At 56.3% G+C, this 17009-nt stretch carries 18 protein-coding genes and 1 other annotated feature (1 of these 19 cut by a window edge); of the genes, 11 read left to right on the forward strand and 7 right to left on the reverse strand.

Features of this window, described 5'->3' with window-relative positions; genetic code table 11:
- Positions 1–44 precede the first annotated feature (44 nt).
- Together lplA and KGP22_RS03095 are read right to left on the reverse strand one after the other, a co-directional pair.
- The gene (gene lplA, locus KGP22_RS03090; RefSeq protein ID WP_223581192.1) at positions 45–1061 is read right to left on the reverse strand and encodes a lipoate--protein ligase LplA; all 1017 of its coding nucleotides are present in this window, start codon (positions 1059–1061) and stop codon (positions 45–47) included.
- Positions 1062–1100: 39 nt separating this feature from the next.
- Complete coding sequence (locus KGP22_RS03095; RefSeq protein ID WP_032643995.1) at positions 1101–1745, reverse strand: YtjB family periplasmic protein; 645 nt, start codon at positions 1743–1745, stop codon at positions 1101–1103.
- 117 nt (positions 1746–1862) lie between these two features.
- On the opposite strand from KGP22_RS03095, the gene serB reads away from it, so the two are divergent.
- From serB to nadR, 3 genes are read left to right on the forward strand one after another with little or no spacing between them, the layout of a single operon-like run.
- Positions 1863–2831, forward strand: coding sequence for a phosphoserine phosphatase (gene serB, locus KGP22_RS03100; protein WP_136195634.1), 969 nt, complete (start codon positions 1863–1865; stop codon positions 2829–2831).
- An 11-nt stretch (positions 2832–2842) separates the two neighbouring features.
- Positions 2843–4228, forward strand: a complete 1386-nt coding sequence (radA, locus tag KGP22_RS03105; protein WP_014068810.1) for a DNA repair protein RadA — start codon at positions 2843–2845, stop codon at positions 4226–4228.
- Positions 4229–4263: 35 nt separating this feature from the next.
- A complete protein-coding gene (gene nadR / locus KGP22_RS03110; protein WP_006810194.1) occupies positions 4264–5496 on the forward strand; it encodes a multifunctional transcriptional regulator/nicotinamide-nucleotide adenylyltransferase/ribosylnicotinamide kinase NadR in 1233 nt (410 codons plus the stop codon).
- A 54-nt stretch (positions 5497–5550) separates the two neighbouring features.
- Here the strand turns inward: nadR and KGP22_RS03115 are convergent, their stop codons facing one another.
- On the reverse strand, positions 5551–6552 hold the full coding sequence (locus tag KGP22_RS03115; protein ID WP_223581194.1) for a zinc-binding alcohol dehydrogenase family protein: 1002 nt from the start codon (positions 6550–6552) through the stop codon (positions 5551–5553).
- Positions 6553–6660: 108 nt separating this feature from the next.
- Here KGP22_RS03115 and KGP22_RS03120 point away from each other — a divergent pair, with 108 nt between their 5' ends.
- Positions 6661–7560, forward strand: coding sequence for a LysR family transcriptional regulator (locus KGP22_RS03120; protein ID WP_223581196.1), 900 nt, complete (start codon positions 6661–6663; stop codon positions 7558–7560).
- Between the two features lie 90 nt (positions 7561–7650).
- Here KGP22_RS03120 and ettA read toward each other — a convergent pair whose 3' ends face one another.
- Positions 7651–9318, reverse strand: a complete 1668-nt coding sequence (gene ettA / locus KGP22_RS03125; protein WP_003856515.1) for an energy-dependent translational throttle protein EttA — start codon at positions 9316–9318, stop codon at positions 7651–7653.
- Positions 9319–9545: 227 nt separating this feature from the next.
- Here ettA and sltY point away from each other — a divergent pair, with 227 nt between their 5' ends.
- Positions 9546–11483, forward strand: coding sequence for a murein transglycosylase (gene sltY / locus KGP22_RS03130; RefSeq protein WP_223581198.1), 1938 nt, complete (start codon positions 9546–9548; stop codon positions 11481–11483).
- A 55-nt stretch (positions 11484–11538) separates the two neighbouring features.
- Positions 11539–11865: a trp operon repressor gene (trpR, locus tag KGP22_RS03135; RefSeq protein WP_223581200.1), complete on the forward strand. Its 327-nt coding sequence runs from the start codon at positions 11539–11541 to the stop codon at positions 11863–11865.
- Here trpR and yjjX read toward each other — a convergent pair.
- Positions 11862–12377 (reverse strand): inosine/xanthosine triphosphatase, encoded by a 516-nt coding sequence (gene yjjX, locus KGP22_RS03140; protein WP_223581203.1) that lies wholly within the window; start codon positions 12375–12377, stop codon positions 11862–11864. The two genes, trpR and yjjX, sit on opposite strands and share 4 nt — an antisense overlap.
- A gap of 49 nt (positions 12378–12426) precedes the next feature.
- Between yjjX and gpmB the strand changes: the two genes are divergently transcribed.
- Positions 12427–13074 (forward strand): 2,3-diphosphoglycerate-dependent phosphoglycerate mutase GpmB, encoded by a 648-nt coding sequence (gene gpmB, locus KGP22_RS03145; protein WP_008502057.1) that lies wholly within the window; start codon positions 12427–12429, stop codon positions 13072–13074.
- Here the strand turns inward: gpmB and robA are convergent.
- Entirely contained in the window at positions 13071–13940 is an 870-nt protein-coding gene (gene robA / locus KGP22_RS03150; RefSeq protein ID WP_111964082.1) for an MDR efflux pump AcrAB transcriptional activator RobA, read from the reverse strand. The genes gpmB and robA overlap by 4 nt on opposite strands.
- 211 nt (positions 13941–14151) lie before the next feature.
- On the opposite strand from robA, the gene creA reads away from it, so the two are divergent.
- Complete coding sequence (gene creA / locus KGP22_RS03155) at positions 14152–14625, forward strand: protein CreA (protein ID WP_032660778.1); 474 nt, start codon at positions 14152–14154, stop codon at positions 14623–14625.
- A gap of 46 nt (positions 14626–14671) precedes the next feature.
- On the opposite strand, the gene arcA is transcribed toward creA, so the two are convergent.
- Positions 14672–15388 carry a two-component system response regulator ArcA gene (gene arcA, locus KGP22_RS03160; protein WP_003856501.1) on the reverse strand — a complete coding sequence of 239 codons (717 nt, stop codon included), beginning with the start codon at positions 15386–15388 and terminating at the stop codon, positions 14672–14674.
- Between the two features lie 95 nt (positions 15389–15483).
- Here arcA and yjjY point away from each other — a divergent pair, with 95 nt between their 5' ends.
- The 3 genes from yjjY (at position 15484) to thrL (ending at position 16990) form a co-directional block, all read left to right on the forward strand.
- A complete protein-coding gene (gene yjjY, locus KGP22_RS03165) occupies positions 15484–15624 on the forward strand; it encodes a protein YjjY (protein ID WP_085928893.1) in 141 nt (46 codons plus the stop codon).
- Between the two features lie 399 nt (positions 15625–16023).
- Complete coding sequence (locus tag KGP22_RS03170) at positions 16024–16710, forward strand: tRNA/rRNA methyltransferase (protein ID WP_111964081.1); 687 nt, start codon at positions 16024–16026, stop codon at positions 16708–16710.
- A gap of 211 nt (positions 16711–16921) precedes the next feature.
- Positions 16922–16990, forward strand: coding sequence for a thr operon leader peptide (gene thrL, locus KGP22_RS03175; RefSeq protein ID WP_015572623.1), 69 nt, complete (start codon positions 16922–16924; stop codon positions 16988–16990).
- Positions 16929–17009: a sequence feature (Thr leader region), on the forward strand; it runs 37 nt beyond the window's last position. It overlaps the preceding gene by 62 nt.

Genomic DNA, 17009 nt, shown 5'->3' on the forward strand with positions numbered 1-17009 from the left:
CTCTCCCTGCGGGAGAGGGCCGGGGTGAGGGCACCAGACCGCACCTAGCGCACGGCCTGTGCAATCCACGCCGACAGCTCCCGCAGCTCTTTTTCCTGCTCAGGGAAATCTCCGATCAACGCGTCGCATTCCTGCTGCAGCATATCCGCCCTGTACAAACAGCCCTGCAAACGTGCCGCCAGCGCCTCTAATGGTGCCGGGTTCAGGCTATCGGTAAACACCTGCGTGCGGGTGATATGGCCCTTCTCCACGTCAAAGTGCAATTCCACGCCGCCCCAGGTAAAACGCTCGTCCAGCAGATGGGAAAACGCAGGAGCCTGACCGAAGTTCCACTCCCAGCTGCTCTGGCGGGCGAAGGTTTCGGCGAAGTTGGGCAGATCCGGGGTTTTGTCTGGGGAGATCACTTCTGCTTCCACGCGCTCGCCGTAATGTTCAAAGAACGCTTCACGAATCGCGTCGCAAATCTGCTCGTGCGTAATCCCCGGCAGCAGCTCCACCAGATTCGCCACGCGGCCGCGCACGGAAGTAATCCCTTTGGCCTGGAGCTTTTTCTTGTCAGGGTTCAGGTAGTTAGCCAGACGGCTGAGATCGGCATTCAGCAACAGGGTGCCGTGGTGGAACCCGCGATCCATCGTTTCGCGGTAGGCGGAGCCGGACACCTTGCGATCCCCGTCGGGGGTTTTCACCACCAGATCGTTACGTCCGGAGGCTTCAGCCGTCACGCCGAGTGAATTCAGCGCATTGAGGACAATCGAAGTTGAGATGGTTTTGTCGTATTCCGGTTTTCCCGCCATAAAGGTAAAGCAGGTATTGCCCAGATCGTGAAAGACCGCGCCACCGCCGCTGCTCCGGCGCGCGAGGCGGACGTTATCCTCTTCCATACGCCGCGTATTACACTCTTTCCACGGATTTTGTGCGCGGCCAATGACCACCGTATCGGCGTTACGCCAGAGAAACAGTACGCGCTGGGTGGCAGGCATCTGGCGGAAAATGCACTCTTCTACCGCGAGATTAAACCAGGGATCGTAAGAGTCAGAGATAAGCAGGCGTAACGTCGTCATGGCAAAGTTCCTTTTCCGAATCGTTCACCTACTTTATCACTATTCTTTCTTCTCGCTCTCTTCGTCTTCGGGAACGGATCTGCTGGCGGTCAGCAGGAACGGTGATTGCTGCCATCGCGAGCGCTTGCCGCGAAGCAGGGTGCGCGCCAGCACAACGCCGATGGCGAGTGAAAGCAGCAGCATCAGGCGCAGAATATTGGTGGTATTATCGACCTGTTTGGCTTCAGTAGGCAGGGTGTGGGTATCGAGGGTCAGGCGCAGATAGCCCAGCGGGCCATTCTTCCCCTGAATAGGTTCGACAATCTGCTGGTTAAAGTAGCCCCCGGCTTTTTTCCCGTCCAGCGCCAGCCTGTCGCGCACGTCGACGTGCTCGCCCGCGCGGGCAATCAGGTTGCCTTGCTCATCATAGACGCCAGCATCAAGAATGCGGCTATTCTCCGTGAGCAGGCGTAAAACCTGGCCTATCCGCTTATCGTCCGGCGTTTCGGTACGCATGGACGGTGCGACGTTGAGCGTCACCTGGCGCGCCAGCGTGCGGGCCAGCTCCTCAAACTGCGGGTTGCGTTGCCGTTGATGATTCTGGCTAAACCACGATGCCCCCTGCATCAGCACCACTAAGAGTGCGAGACAGGAAAGGACGATCACGGCGCGATGGAGCCGGAATTTCAGTTTTGCGCGAGCCATATTCCACCTGCTGAAAATTTACGGCTTAATGTTGCCAGAAGTGATGGTTACAGGGTAGCCTCATGCGTTATTTTCCCTCTGCAACCTTCCGGCGCGAACGAAATTACAGGAGCTTTAATGCCGAACATTACCTGGTGTGACCTGCCAACGGATGTCTCTTTATGGCCAGGATTGCCGCTCTCTTTAAGTGGCGATGAGGTGATGCCTCTGGATTACCATGCCGGTCGTAGCGGCTGGCTCCTCTACGGACGCGGTCTGGATAAGCAACGCCTGACCCAGTATCAAACCAAACTGGGTGCGGCGATGGTCATCGTCGCCGCCTGGTGCGTGGAAGACTATCAGGTCATTCGCCTGGCAGGCTCTTTGACGCAGCGCGCCACGCGTCTGGCGCATGACGCCGGGCTGGACGTCGCGCCGCTGGGTAAAATTCCGCACCTGAAAACGCCGGGCCTGCTGGTCATGGACATGGACTCTACCGCCATTCAGATCGAGTGTATCGACGAAATTGCGAAGCTGGCGGGCAGCGGCGAGCTGGTGGCGGAAGTCACCGAGCGTGCGATGCGCGGCGAGCTGGACTTCACCGCCAGCCTGCGCCAGCGCGTGGCGACCCTGAAAGGGGCCGATGCCAACATTCTGCGTCAGGTGCGCGACGTACTGCCGCTGATGCCTGGGCTGACGCAGCTGGTGCTGAAGCTGCAGTCCCTCGGCTGGAAGGTGGCGATCGCCTCAGGTGGCTTCACCTTCTTCGCGGATTACCTGCGGGAAAAACTGCATCTGACCACCGTGGTGGCCAATGAGCTGGAGATCATGGACGGCAAGCTGACCGGCCAGGTGATCGGCGATATTGTTGATGCCCAGTACAAAGCCAATACGCTGACGCGTCTGGCGGAAAAATATGAAATTCCGGTTATCCAGACCGTCGCTATCGGGGACGGCGCGAACGATCTGCCGATGATCAAAGCGGCCGGCCTGGGCATTGCCTACCATGCCAAGCCAAAAGTGAATGAAAAGACGGAAGTCACTATCCGTCACGCTGACCTGATGGGGGTGTTCTGCATTCTCTCCGGCAGCCTTAATCAGAAATAACGAGGTAAACCGTGGCGAAAGCTCCAAAACGCGCATTTGTCTGTAATGAATGTGGTGCGGATTATCCGCGCTGGCAGGGGCAATGCAGCGCCTGTCATGCCTGGAACACCATCACCGAAGTGCGTGGTGTGGCGGCTTCGCCGAGCGTGGCGCGCAATGAACGCCTGAGCGGCTACGCGGGCAATGCGGGCGTGGCGAAGGTGCAAAAACTTTCGGACATCAGCCTCGAAGAGCTGCCGCGCTTCTCCACCGGGTTCAAAGAGTTTGACCGCGTGCTCGGCGGCGGCGTGGTGCCGGGGAGCGCCATATTGATCGGCGGTAACCCGGGCGCGGGTAAATCGACCCTGCTGCTGCAAACGCTCTGCAAGCTCGCCGAACAGATGAAAACCTTGTACGTCACGGGGGAAGAGTCTCTTCAGCAGGTGGCAATGCGCGCGCACCGTCTGGGCCTGCCGACCGGCAATCTGAACATGCTCTCCGAAACCAGCATCGAGCAGATCTGCATGATCGCCGAAGAAGAGCAGCCGAAGCTGATGGTGATCGACTCCATCCAGGTGATGCACATGGCGGACATTCAGTCCTCGCCGGGCAGCGTGGCGCAGGTGCGTGAAACGGCGGCCTACCTGACGCGCTTTGCCAAAACGCGCGGCGTGGCGATTGTGATGGTCGGCCACGTGACCAAAGACGGCTCGCTGGCCGGACCTAAAGTGCTTGAACACTGTATCGACTGCTCCGTCATGCTCGACGGCGACGCGGACTCCCGTTTCCGTACCCTGCGCAGCCATAAAAACCGCTTTGGGGCGGTGAACGAACTGGGCGTGTTTGCCATGACCGAGCAGGGGCTGCGCGAAGTCAGCAACCCGTCTGCGATCTTCCTGAGCCGGGGAGATGAGATCACCTCCGGAAGTTCAGTGATGGTGCTGTGGGAAGGCACGCGCCCGCTGCTCGTCGAAATTCAGGCGCTGGTGGACGTGTCGATGATGGGCAACCCGCGGCGCGTGGCGGTCGGTCTGGAACAGAACCGTCTGGCGATCCTGCTGGCGGTGCTGCACCGTCACGGTGGGCTGCAGATGGCGGATCAGGACGTATTCGTTAACGTGGTGGGTGGCGTCAAAGTCACTGAGACCAGCGCAGACCTGGCGCTGCTGCTGGCGATGGTCTCAAGCCTGCGCGACAGACCGTTGCCGCAGGATCTGGTCGTCTTTGGTGAAGTGGGCCTCGCCGGGGAAATCCGTCCGGTGCCCAGCGGCCAGGAGCGTATCTCCGAGGCGGCAAAACACGGTTTCCGCCGGGCTATCGTTCCCGCTGCTAACGTGCCGAAAAAAATCCCGGAAGGAATGCAGGTGTTCGGCGTGAAGAAACTCGCAGATGCGTTAAATGTCTTTGACGACTTATAATTACGTATTCGATTTTGCAGGAGGCACCGTAATTTATGTCATCATTTGACTACATCAAGACCGCTATCCGCCAGAAGGGCTGCACGCTGCAGCAGGTGGCAGACGCCAGCGGCATGACTAAGGGCTACCTGAGCCAGCTGCTGAACGCCAAAATCAAAAGCCCCAGCGCGCAGAAGCTGGAAGCGCTGCACCGCTTTCTGGGGCTGGAATTCCCGCGTATGCAAAAGAACATCGGCGTGGTGTTCGGCAAGTTTTACCCGCTGCATACCGGGCATATCTATCTGATCCAGCGAGCCTGTAGCCAGGTTGACGAGCTGCACATCATCATGGGCTACGATGAAACCCGCGATCGCCAGCTGTTTGAGGACAGCGCCATGTCGCAGCAGCCGACCGTGCCTGACCGCCTGCGCTGGCTGCTTCAGACCTTCAAATACCAGAAAAACATTCGTATTCATGCCTTTAACGAAGAGGGCATGGAGCCGTATCCGCACGGCTGGGACGTGTGGAGCAACGGCATCAAAGCGTTTATGGAAGAGAAGGGCATTGCGCCTAACTGGATCTACACCTCTGAAGAGTCCGATGCGCCGCAGTTCCGCGAGCATCTGGGCATTGAGACGGTGCTGATCGATCCGAAACGCACCTTCATGAACATCAGCGGGGCGCAGATCCGCGAAAACCCGTTCCGCTACTGGGACTACATCCCAACCGAGGTGAAGCCGTTCTTTGTGCGCACCGTCGCGATCCTGGGCGGCGAGTCGAGCGGTAAATCAACGCTGGTCAACAAGCTGGCGAATATCTTCAATACCACCAGCGCATGGGAGTACGGCCGCGATTATGTCTTCTCGCACCTGGGCGGCGACGAGATGGCGCTGCAGTATTCCGACTATGACAAAATCGCGCTCGGTCACGCTCAGTACATTGATTTCGCAGTGAAATATGCCAACAAGGTGGCGTTTATCGATACCGATTTCGTCACCACTCAGGCGTTCTGTAAAAAATACGAAGGGCGCGAGCACCCGTTCGTGCAGGCGCTGATTGACGAATATCGCTTTGACCTGGTGATCCTGCTGGAAAACAACACCCCGTGGGTGGCCGACGGCATGCGCAGCCTCGGCAGCTCCGTTGACAGGCGTGAATTCCAGTCCATGCTGGTGGAGATGCTCAACGAAAACAACGTTGAGTTTGTGCACGTGGAAGAGTCGGACTACGACTCCCGCTTCCTGCGCTGCGTCGAGCTGGTGAAGGAGATGATGGGGGAGCAGGGATAAGCGTTAACCTCCCTCTCCCTGTGGGAGAGGGCCGGGGTGAGGGCATCAGGCCACTCAATACTCAACCACCACTTTCCCGCGCATATGCCCGTCCAGCACCTTACGGTGCGCCTCGGTAATGCTCTCCACGCTCAGATCGTGCAGCGTTTCACTCAGTGAGCTTTCCACCACGCCATTATCTACCAGCTTCGCCACCTCATTGAGGATCTCACCCTGACGCGCCATATCCGCGGTCTGGAACATGCTGCGGGTGTACATAAATTCCCAGTGCAGGGCGGCGGATTTGGATTTCAGCTTGTCCTGATTCAGCGGACGTTCATTCTCGACGATGGAACAGATATGCCCCTGTGGGGCAATCAGTTCGCTGACCGCATCCCAGTGCCCGTCGGTGTCGTTGAGGATGAAAATGTAATCCACAAAGGTGAGCCCGTGTTTCGCCAGTTCGCCTTTCAGATCGCGGTAGTTCACCACCACATCTGCACCGCGATCGCGGCACCACCGGGCGGAATCTTCGCGAGACGCGGTTGCGACGACCTTCACCTTGCTGTTGTGCTTCGCAAACGGGATCGCCAGCGATCCCACCCCGCCCGCGCCGCCAATGATCAGCAGGGTTTTGTCCGCGCCGGCATCCTGAATGTTCAGCCGTTCAAACAGGCCTTCCCACGCGGTGAGCGCGGTCAACGGCAGTGCAGCGGCAGCGGCCCAGCCGAGGCTTGCAGGCTTGCGCCCGACAATGCGCGCATCAATCAGCTGATGCGTGGTGTTGCTGCCCGGGCGGGTGATGTCGCCCGCGTACCACACTTCATCTCCCGGTTTGAATCCGGTGACGCCCGCCCCAACGGCTTTGACGATCCCGCTTGCATCCCACCCGAGAATGCGCGGCTCGTTCAGTCCGTTTTTGGCAATGCCCGCATGGACTTTGGTATCGACCGGGTTAACGGAGACGGCTTTCACCTCCACCAGCAGATCGTGCTCGCCGGGATGCGGCATCGGCGGGGTGATTTCAATGAACGAGGCGGGATTTTCTGGGTTAACGGCAATCGCTTTAACTGACATGGTGTGCTCCTCAATGGCATGCGTTTTGTTGAGGCTAGTCTATTAAGTGGCCAGCCGCATGATAAGATGGACAATCAAGAACTCAGCGTTCGTACAGGATGAACAATCATGTTTAAACAGCTGCAGGATATGGCGCTTTTCGCGCTGGTGGCGGAGATGGGCAGCTTTACCGCGGCAGCCCAGAAAGCCGAACTGCCAAAATCCAGCGTCAGCCAGCGAATTAGCCAGCTGGAGCAGCAGGTGGGTATCCGCCTGCTGAACCGCACCACGCGCAGGCTGAACCTGACGTTTGCGGGCGAGCATTATCTGGTGCACTGCCGCGAAATGCTGGCGGCCAGCGAGCGGGCGGAGTATGCCATTCAGCGCCTGCGCGAAAACCCGAGCGGGCGGCTGCGCATCACCTGTCCGGCTGGGATTGGCGCGACGCTGCTGGCGCATATGAATGCCGAGTTCCAGCTTCGCTATCCTGAGGTTTCGCTGGACGTGTCGATCTCTGATGATGTGGTGGATCTGGTCGAGTCCGGCTTTGACGTGGCGCTGCGTACCGGCAAGCCGCAGGACTCCTCCCTGATTGGCCGAATGATCGGGCACTGTCCGCGCTACATGCTGGCCTCGCCGGACTATCTGGCGCGCCGGGCGCCGCTAACGCATCCCCGTCAGCTGGTGGAGCACCGCAGCATTACGCACAGAGCCTGGTCGGAGTGGCTTCTGCGAAGCGAGAATGAGGATTACCGCTACCTGCCGGATAACGCGCACATGACCGATAATCTGGTGTACGCCCGCGAGTGCGCGATGGCCGGGGCGGGGATCACGCTGCTTCCTGCATTTCTGCTGGGAGATAAGGTTGAAAAGGGCGCGCTGGTGCAGGTACTGCCGGAGTGGAACGTTGAAGGCAACGACCTCTGGCTGGCCTATCCGAGCCGCAAGCTGAATTCGCCCGCGCTGATGAGCTATATCGAGTTTGCGATGCAGTTTGACGAGGTGAAGCGGTATTACGTGGGGCGGTGAAACCGTGCGGCCTGATGCCCTCACCCTGGCCCTCTCTCACGGTGAGAGGGTATAACATAAAAAACGGCAACCGAAGTTGCCGTTTTGCTTTTATTTCGCAATACGCTTGTACTTAATACGCTTCGGCTCCAGCGCGTCGGCGCCCAGCGTGCGTTTCTTGTACTCTTCGTATTCGGTGAAGTTACCTTCGAAGAACTCCACCTTACCTTCGTCCTGGTAGTCCAGAATGTGGGTCGCGATACGGTCGAGGAACCAGCGGTCGTGCGAGATAACCATCGCGCAGCCCGGGAACTCCAGCAGGGCGTTTTCCAGCGCGCGCAGGGTTTCGATATCCAGGTCGTTTGTTGGTTCATCGAGCAGCAGAACGTTACCGCCCACCTGCAGCAGCTTCGCCAGGTGCAGACGACCGCGCTCACCGCCGGACAGCTCGCCCACGCGTTTGCCCTGATCGGTGCCTTTAAAGTTAAAGCGACCAACGTAGGCGCGGCTTGGCATCTCGGTGTTGCCGATGCGCATAATATCCAGGCCGCCGGAGACTTCTTCCCACACGGTTTTGCTGTTGTCCATCGCATCACGGAACTGGTCGACGGAGGCCAGCTTCACGGTCTCACCCAGGGTGATTGAGCCGCTGTCTGGCTGTTCCTGACCGGACATCATGCGGAACAGGGTCGATTTACCCGCGCCGTTCGGACCGATGATGCCCACGATAGCGCCTTTCGGTACGGAGAAGGTCAGGTCGTCGATCAGCACGCGGTCGCCGTAAGACTTACGCAGGTTGGTCACTTCAACCACTTTATCCCCCAGACGTGCTCCAGGTGGAATAAACAGTTCGTTGGTTTCGTTACGTTTCTGGTATTCGGTGTTGTTCAGCTCTTCAAAGCGTGCCAGACGGGCTTTGCCCTTAGACTGACGGCCTTTCGCGCCCTGACGAACCCACTCCAGCTCTTTCTCGATAGACTTACGACGCGCCGCTTCCTGAGAAGCTTCCTGCGCCAGACGCTGATCTTTTTGCTCCAGCCAGGAGGAGTAGTTGCCTTCCCACGGAATACCTTCACCGCGGTCCAGCTCCAGGATCCAGCCAGCGACGTTGTCGAGGAAGTAACGGTCGTGGGTAATCGCCACAACGGTGCCTTCGAAGTCGTGCAGGAAGCGCTCCAGCCACGCCACGGATTCCGCATCCAGGTGGTTGGTTGGTTCGTCGAGCAACAGCATATCTGGTTTTTCCAGCAGCAGGCGGCACAGCGCCACGCGACGGCGTTCACCACCGGAGAGGTTAGCGATTTTCGCATCCCAGTCCGGCAGACGCAGGGCGTCAGCCGCGCGCTCCAGCTGCACGTTCAGGTTATGACCGTCGTGCGCCTGGATAATCTCTTCATACTTGCCCTGCTGTGCGGCCAGCTTGTCGAAGTCCGCATCCGGCTCGGCGTATTTGGCATACACTTCATCGAGACCTTTCAGGGCGTTAACCACTTCGGATACCGCTTCTTCAACGGATTCGCGCACGGTGTGTTCCGGGTTCAGCTGAGGTTCCTGCGGCAGGTAGCCAATCTTGATGCCAGGCTGCGGACGGGCTTCACCTTCGATGTCTGTATCAATGCCGGCCATGATGCGCAGCAGGGTGGACTTACCGGCACCGTTGAGACCCAGAACACCGATTTTTGCGCCCGGGAAGAAGCTCAGCGAGATATTTTTAAGAATATGACGTTTCGGCGGGACAACTTTGCCGACACGATGCATGGTATAAACGAATTGAGCCACGTTGGACTTCGCCTCTTTTATCGTAATGAGAAGGAATTTCAGCCTCGAAGTGTAGCCTTTTTCACGTCCTAATCCCAGCCAGGAACGTCGTGAGTGTTAAAACGCGCAAGAAAGGTAAAAAAGTGTCCATGACGTGGCGCGTTGAAGGATGCCTGGTTAGCATAAGTTAATTAGACTTTGACGTGGCAAGACGCTGCAATTGACGAAAAAACAATGAGGAAGAGCTTGTGGAAAAAGCCAAACGGGTGGTCTGGCGTCTGCTGGCTGCCAGCGTATGCGTAATGGCGGTAAGCCAGGCGGTGCATGCCGATTCACTGGATGAACAACGCAACCGCTACGCCCAGATTAAACAGGCGTGGGACAACAAGCAGATGGATACCGTGCAGGCGCTGATGCCGACGCTAAAGGATTATCCGCTGTATCCGTATCTGGAGTATCGTCAAATTACGGACGATCTCATGAATCAACCCACCGTTACCGTGAATAACTTCATTCAGGCGAACCCGACCCTGCCGCCTGCCCGAAATCTCCAGTCTCGATTTGTGAACGAACTGGCGCGACGCGAAGACTGGCGCGGACTGCTGGCGTTTAGCCCTGAAAAGCCGAATACCACCGAAGCGCAGTGTAACTACTACTACGCGAAATGGGCGACCGGCCAGCAGGAAGAGGCCTGGGCCGGGGCGAAAGAGCTCTGGCTGACCGGGAAAAACCAGCCGAACGCCTGTGATTCCCTGTTCGGCGCGTGGCGCGCATCCGGCAATCAGGATCCGCTGTCCTACCTTGAGCGCATCCGTCTGGCGATGAAAGCCGGCAATACGCGTCTGGTGACCACGCTGGCGGGGCAGATGCCGTCCGATTACCAGACGATCTCCACCGCGGTTATCTCGCTGGCTAACGATCCCAACAGCGTGCTGACCTTTGCCCGCAGTACGGGCGCGACCGATTTTACCCGCCAGATGGCGGCGGTGGCCTTTGCCAGCGTGGCGCGTGACGATGTGGAAAACGCGCGGCTGATGATCCCGCAGCTGGTGCAGGCGCAGCAGCTTAATGAGGAACAAACCCAGGAGCTGCGCGATATCGTGGCGTGGCGACTGATGGGCACGGATGTGACCGATGAACAGGCGCGCTGGCGTGACGATGCCATTATGCGTTCGAACTCCACGTCTCTGGTGGAACGTCGCGTGCGCATGGCGCTAGGTACGGGCGATCGCCGTGGGCTGAATACCTGGCTTGCGCGGTTGCCTATGGAGGCCAAAGAGAAGGACGAATGGCGCTACTGGCAGGCCGATCTGCTGATGGAGCGCGGTCGTGATGACGAGGCCAAAGAAATTCTCCATACGCTGATGCAGCAGCGCGGGTTCTACCCGATGGCAGCCGCGCAGCGCCTGGGCGAGGAGTACACCTTCCGCATTGATAAAGCGCCCGCTAACGCGAACCCGGCGCTGACGCAGGGGCCAGAAATGGCGCGCGTGCGCGAGCTGATGTACTGGAATATGGATAATACCGCGCGCAGCGAGTGGGCGAATCTGGTGACCAGCCGCAGCACCGACGAGAAAGCCCAGCTTGCCCGCTATGCTTTTGATAACCACTGGTGGGATCTGAGCGTGCAGGCGACGATCGCCGGTAAGCTTTGGGATCATCTCGAAGAGCGTTTCCCGCTGGCTTACAAGGATCTGTTCGATCGCTACACCAGCGGCAAAGATATCCCGCAAAGCTACGCGATGGCAATTGCCCGTCAGGAGAGCGCATGGAACCCGAAAGTCCGTTCCCCGGTGGGCGCCAGCGGCCTGATGCAGATTATGCCGGGCACGGCGACGCACACGGTGAAGATGTTTAATATTCCTGGCTACAGCAGCCCGTCACAGCTTCTGGATCCGGATACCAACATCAACATCGGTACCAGCTACCTGCAGTACGTGTATCAGCAGTTCGGCAATAACCGCATCTTCGCGTCGGCGGCGTATAACGCGGGGCCGGGTCGCGTGCGTACCTGGCTCGGCAACAGCGCCGGACGCATTGACGCCGTGGCGTTTGTCGAGAGTATCCCGTTCTCGGAAACGCGCGGCTATGTGAAGAACGTGCTGGCCTATGACGCCTACTATCGCTACTTCATGGGGCAGAAAGATACCCTGATGAGCGATGACGAGTGGCAGAGACGTTACTGATCGGCGCGGGTTGTGTTATGCTGTACTCGCTAATGAGTACAAGAGGCAGCATAACATGACCCAGCATTCCCCGTATTCCTCGGCAATGGCCGAACAACGTTATCAGGAGTGGCTTCGTTTTGTGGAGCTGCTTCGCCAGTCTTACGAGCAGGATTTGCACTTACCCCTTATGCAGCTGATGCTCACGCCGGACGAGCGCGAGGCGCTGGGCACGCGCGTGCGCATCATTGAAGAGTTGCTGCGCGGCGAGATGAGCCAGCGCGAGCTGAAAAATGAGCTCGGCGCGGGCATCGCAACGATTACCCGCGGATCGAACAGCCTGAAGTCGGCGCCCGTTGAGCTGCGCCAGTGGCTGGAAGCGGTATTGCTGAAAAATACCTAACGATAAATCGCGTTATGGAACGGGCTTAACGCCAGGATCACCGCCTGATGATAAACGCCTGAACGCGTCAGCGCGCCTGCGGTAAAGACGCCAATCGCCCCTTCTTTACGGCCAATCTCATCAATGCCGGTGTACTGCGACATCACCGGCCCAAGCGCTTCACCCGCGCGGACTTTTTCCAGAATAATCTCCGGCAGCGGCAGGGTGGCCGAACGCGCTTCACCGCGCTGTTCACGGCTTTCGATCACCACCCAGCTAAAGGTTGCGCCTTCGTCGATACCGGCTTCAATTGCCACCCAAAAGTCCGCATCCGGTGCCGCAGTCCTGGCATTTGCTATGCGGTTTCGTGCGCCAGCGCGCGTTTCCTCGCTGCCAAACGGCTGTTCAGGAACGCCACTCTCGACGCCGATGGCTTCAATATGGCAGGATCCTGCGCCGAAGATCTCTTCAAATGCCCTTAGAATTGCCTGAATTTTGGCAGGATTAGTGGTAGCAGAGACAACATGGTGCATAATTAAGCTCGATTCAAAAAAACTCATCGCAGTATAACGGAAAAAAAGCATGTTACAGGTATACCTTGTTCGCCACGGTGAAACGCAGTGGAACGCCGAGCGACGTATTCAAGGCCAGTCAGACAGTCCTCTTACAGAGAAGGGCGTGCAGCAAGCGTGGCAGGTGGCAGAACGCGCCCGAACGCTGGGCATTACCCACGTCATTACCAGCGATTTAGGTCGCACACAGCAGACGGCGCGCATCATTGCAGACGCCTGCGGCTGTGACGTCATGTTGGAGCCGCGCCTGCGCGAGCTGGATATGGGCGTGCTGGAAAAACGCCATATCGATACGCTGACGGAAACGGAAGAGGGCTGGCGCCGCACGCTGGTGAACGGTACCGAAGATGGCCGTATTCCTGAGGGCGAATCCATGCAGGAGCTCAGCGTCCGTATGCATGCCGCACTGGCGGAATGCCTGAAGCTTCCGGCGGGAAGCCGTCCGCTGCTGGTGAGTCATGGGATTGCGTTGGGATGCCTGGTGAGCACCATTCTGGGATTACCGGCTTACGCTGAGCGCCGTTTGCGTCTGCGTAACTGCTCCATTTCCCGAATTGATTATCAGGAAAGTGCGTGGCTGGCGTCAGGTTGGGTCGTGGAGATGGCAGGGGACATTTCGCATCTCGATGCCCCTGCGCTTGACGAACTGCAGCGTTAACGACGTATTGGAATCAAAAATTCCATACGCAGATTAATTGGGCCTTCTTCCGGTTTGGCATCCTGCGCCGGGTAGTAGCGCTCAATGTCCTGACCTTTACGGCGATTCAGATTCAGCATTGGCATGCAGGTACCGTAAACGGTCAGGATAAACTCCTGTACCCCCGTTCCCAGTCCTTCATAGGCGAACATCACATACTCGCCGCCTTCCAGCACGACAGGCTTCGAACCCTGAATATACCCGTTGGCCATCTCTGGCGTCAGCGCGGTGGTGTAGAACACCTCCTGCTCGTCGTCTTTTTCCTGGCTTGGGTGCGTTTCGTTGAGGCCATACAGGATAGGCGGGATCGCCGGCGCGTGGCTCAGGAAGTCGCGCCAGAACTGGACGCGCATCTGATGTCGGAACTCAGAAATCTGCTCCAGTGAACAGGAGTAGCTCTGAGTCGTGCCGATCAGATGGGTTTCCGGCAGTGTAATAATGTCGTACTTCGGCATTGCGAACTCGCCCAGACGCAGCGGCGGACGCATGCCAAACGAGCTCCAGTCAGGCGAGCGACGATAAAGCGCTGGCGTCAACAAGAACTGTTTTTTAAAGGCGCGGGTGAATGTCTGCTGTGAATCGAAACGATATTGCAGGGCAATATCCAGAATCGGCCGCGCGGTGAGGCGCAATGCTACAGCAGATTTTGATAAACGACGTGCGCGAATATAGGCCCCGATAGCATGACCGGTGACATCCTTGAACATCCTTTGCAGATGCCACTTGGAATAGCCTGCTTTAGCCGCCACATGATCCAGTGACAAAGGCTGGTCGAGATGACCTTCCAGCCAGGTGAGCAGGTCGCGAATAATTCCAGCCTGATCCATATACTATCCTCATCCTTAAAACAGCAGGTGCCTGATAACAGGTTAGCGGATAATAGCATTTTTTGATGTTTTAGCATTCAGTGTTTTTTTTGCGCATTCATGCTTTTTCGAGCACATTACAGGCAGATATATTCTAATCCTGTGATCTTGCTACATTTTTGTCTAAAGTGTTGAATAATTGCTCAGTGTAATTTTAAAGAATGGTAACAATATGAAATACAAGACTTTGATCTTCACCGCGCTGATGTTGATGGTTGGACGCGTCGCGCAGGCAGAACAGATTGGTTCCGTCGATACCGTGTTCAAAATGTTTGGCCCGGACCACAAAATCGTGGTGGAGGCGTTTGACGATCCGGACGTGAAAAACGTCACCTGCTATGTCAGCCGCGCGAAAACGGGCGGCATCAAAGGCGGACTGGGGCTGGCGGAAGATACCTCCGATGCGGCGATCTCATGTCAGCAGGTGGGCCCGGTTGAATTGAGCGACAAAATTAAAAACGGCAAAGCGCAGGGCGACGTGGTATTCCAGAAACGGACCTCGCTGGTGTTCAAAAAGCTGCAGGTTGTGCGTTTCTACGATGCCAAACGCAATACGCTGGCCTACCTGGCCTATTCTGACAAAGTGGTGGAAGGTTCACCGAAAAACGCGATCAGCGCGGTTCCGATTATGCCCTGGCGGGAATAAAAAAAACGGCGCATAAGCGCCGTTTTTTAATGCATTAACTGCGGGATTATTCCTGCAAATCGCCGCAGAAACGGTACCCTTCGCCGTGAATGGTGGCGATGATTTCCGGCGTATCTGGCGTAGATTCGAAATGTTTACGAATACGACGGATGGTGACGTCTACGGTACGGTCGTGCGGCTTCAGCTCACGGCCGGTCATTTTCTTCAGCAGTTCTGCACGGGACTGAATTTTTCCCGGGTTTTCGCAGAAGTGCAGCATCGCGCGGAATTCACTGCGCGGCAGTTTATACTGCTCACCGTTAGGGCTAATCAGCGAGCGGCTATTGATATCAAGTTCCCAGCCGTTGAATTTGTAGCTATCTACGCTACGACGCTCTTCGCTGACAGTACCCAGGTTCATGGTGCGGGACAGCAGGTTGCGTGCACGAATGGTTAACTCGCGAGGGTTGAACGGCTTGGTGATGTAGTCATCCGCACCGATTTCCAGGCCAAGAATTTTATCAACTTCGTTATCACGGCCCGTCAGGAACATTAACGCGACGTTCGCCTGCTCGCGCAGTTCGCGCGCCAGAAGAAGACCGTTTTTGCCCGGCAGGTTAATATCCATGATCACCAGGTTGATATCATTTTCAGAAAGGATCTGATGCATCTCTGCGCCATCGGTCGCTTCAAAGACATCGTAGCCTTCTGCTTCGAAAATGCTCTTTAACGTGTTGCGTGTTACCAACTCGTCTTCAACGATAAGAATGTGCGGGGTCTGCATGTTTGCTACCTAAATTGCCAACTAAATCGAAACAGGAAGTACAAAAGTCCCTGACCTGCCTGATGCATGTCGCAAATTAACATGATCGGCTTAACGTGACTAAAGTACGTAATTGCGTTCTTGATGCACTTTCCATCAACGTCAACAACATCATTAGCTTGGTCTTGGGTACTTTCCCTTTGGACCCGACAGTGTCAAAAACGGCTGTCATCCTAACCATTTTAACAGCAACATAACAGGCTAAGTGACACCAGACACCCAATAAAACTACGCTTCGTTGACATATATCAAGTTCAATTGTAGCACGTTAACAGTTTGATGAAATCATCGTAGCTGAATGCTAGCCTTTGTCACAATTTTTCAATAAACCAACTAGTTGCGGACATTGATTTATAAACGAAGCGAATCCAATCAGAATAGGGTATTCATGCTGCCATTATCATTATAAAACATGGGGATAATGGTGTTCTATTAACATTCTAACTGATTGTTCAGACACAGAATAGTTTAGCGTTTTTAATTTGTTATGAAACGCTATTTCGGTGATTTGTGTTGCAATTTTGTAAATTCGCGCTGCGTAATATGTTGAAGTGCATCACATTTTTACCGGCTAACTGATTAAAAAGAGAGCATAAATGCATCTGTCGATTGTACTGGTTGCCCCAGCCAGAGCAGAAAATATAGGCGCAGCGGCGCGTGCCATGAAGACCATGGGTTTTACCGATTTGCGCATTGTGGACAGCACGGCCCATCTGGAGCCAGCCGCGCGTTGGGTGGCGCACGGATCGGGAGATATTCTCGATAATATAACTACTTACGCGACGCTTGCCGACGCGTTGCACGACATTTCGTTTACCGTTGCAACCACGGCGCGCAGTCGGGCTAAGTTCCACTACTATGCGACGCCAGCGGAGCTGGTGCCGATGCTGGAAGAGAAAAGCCAGTGGCTGGAGAAAGCGGCGCTGGTATTTGGTCGTGAAGATTCCGGATTAACCAACGAGGAGCTGGAACTGGCGGACGTGCTCACCGGTGCGCCGATGGTGGCCGATTATCCTTCCCTGAATTTGGGCCAGGCGGTCATGGTGTACTGCTATCAATTAGCCTCCCTAATACAAATTCCCCAGCCTCAGGCTGAAAGGGCAGATGAAAATCAGCTGGCTGCGCTGCGCGCACGCGTTGAGCAACTGTTAACGCAGTTGGAAGTAGCTGACGATCAAAAAATGGCTGACTGGCTGCAGCAGCGTTTGGGACGTCTTGAGCAGCGGGACACCGCAATGCTGCACCGTTTGCTGCATGATATTGAAAAAAAATTGGCCGAGTAAAATACTGCCATAAGTTTTTACTATGGCGAATAAGTCTGTCTGTATGGGTTGCATCTGGGGGAATCGGATGAAAATAAATCTGCACGCAGCGGGACGTGAGAGTCTTCCGAATTGTGATCAAATTAAAAATTCGTTGACTTAACGAGCCCGATCCTTTAACCCTAAAAGAATACAGCACAGACAGATAATAATGACAGAGTACACAACATCCATGAAACGCATCAGCATCACCACCATTACCACAACCATCATCATTACCACTGGTAACGATGCGGGCTGACGCGTACAGGAAAAACAAA

Source organism: Enterobacter sp. JBIWA005, from assembly GCF_019968805.1.
Taxonomy (GTDB): domain Bacteria; phylum Pseudomonadota; class Gammaproteobacteria; order Enterobacterales; family Enterobacteriaceae; genus Enterobacter; species Enterobacter vonholyi.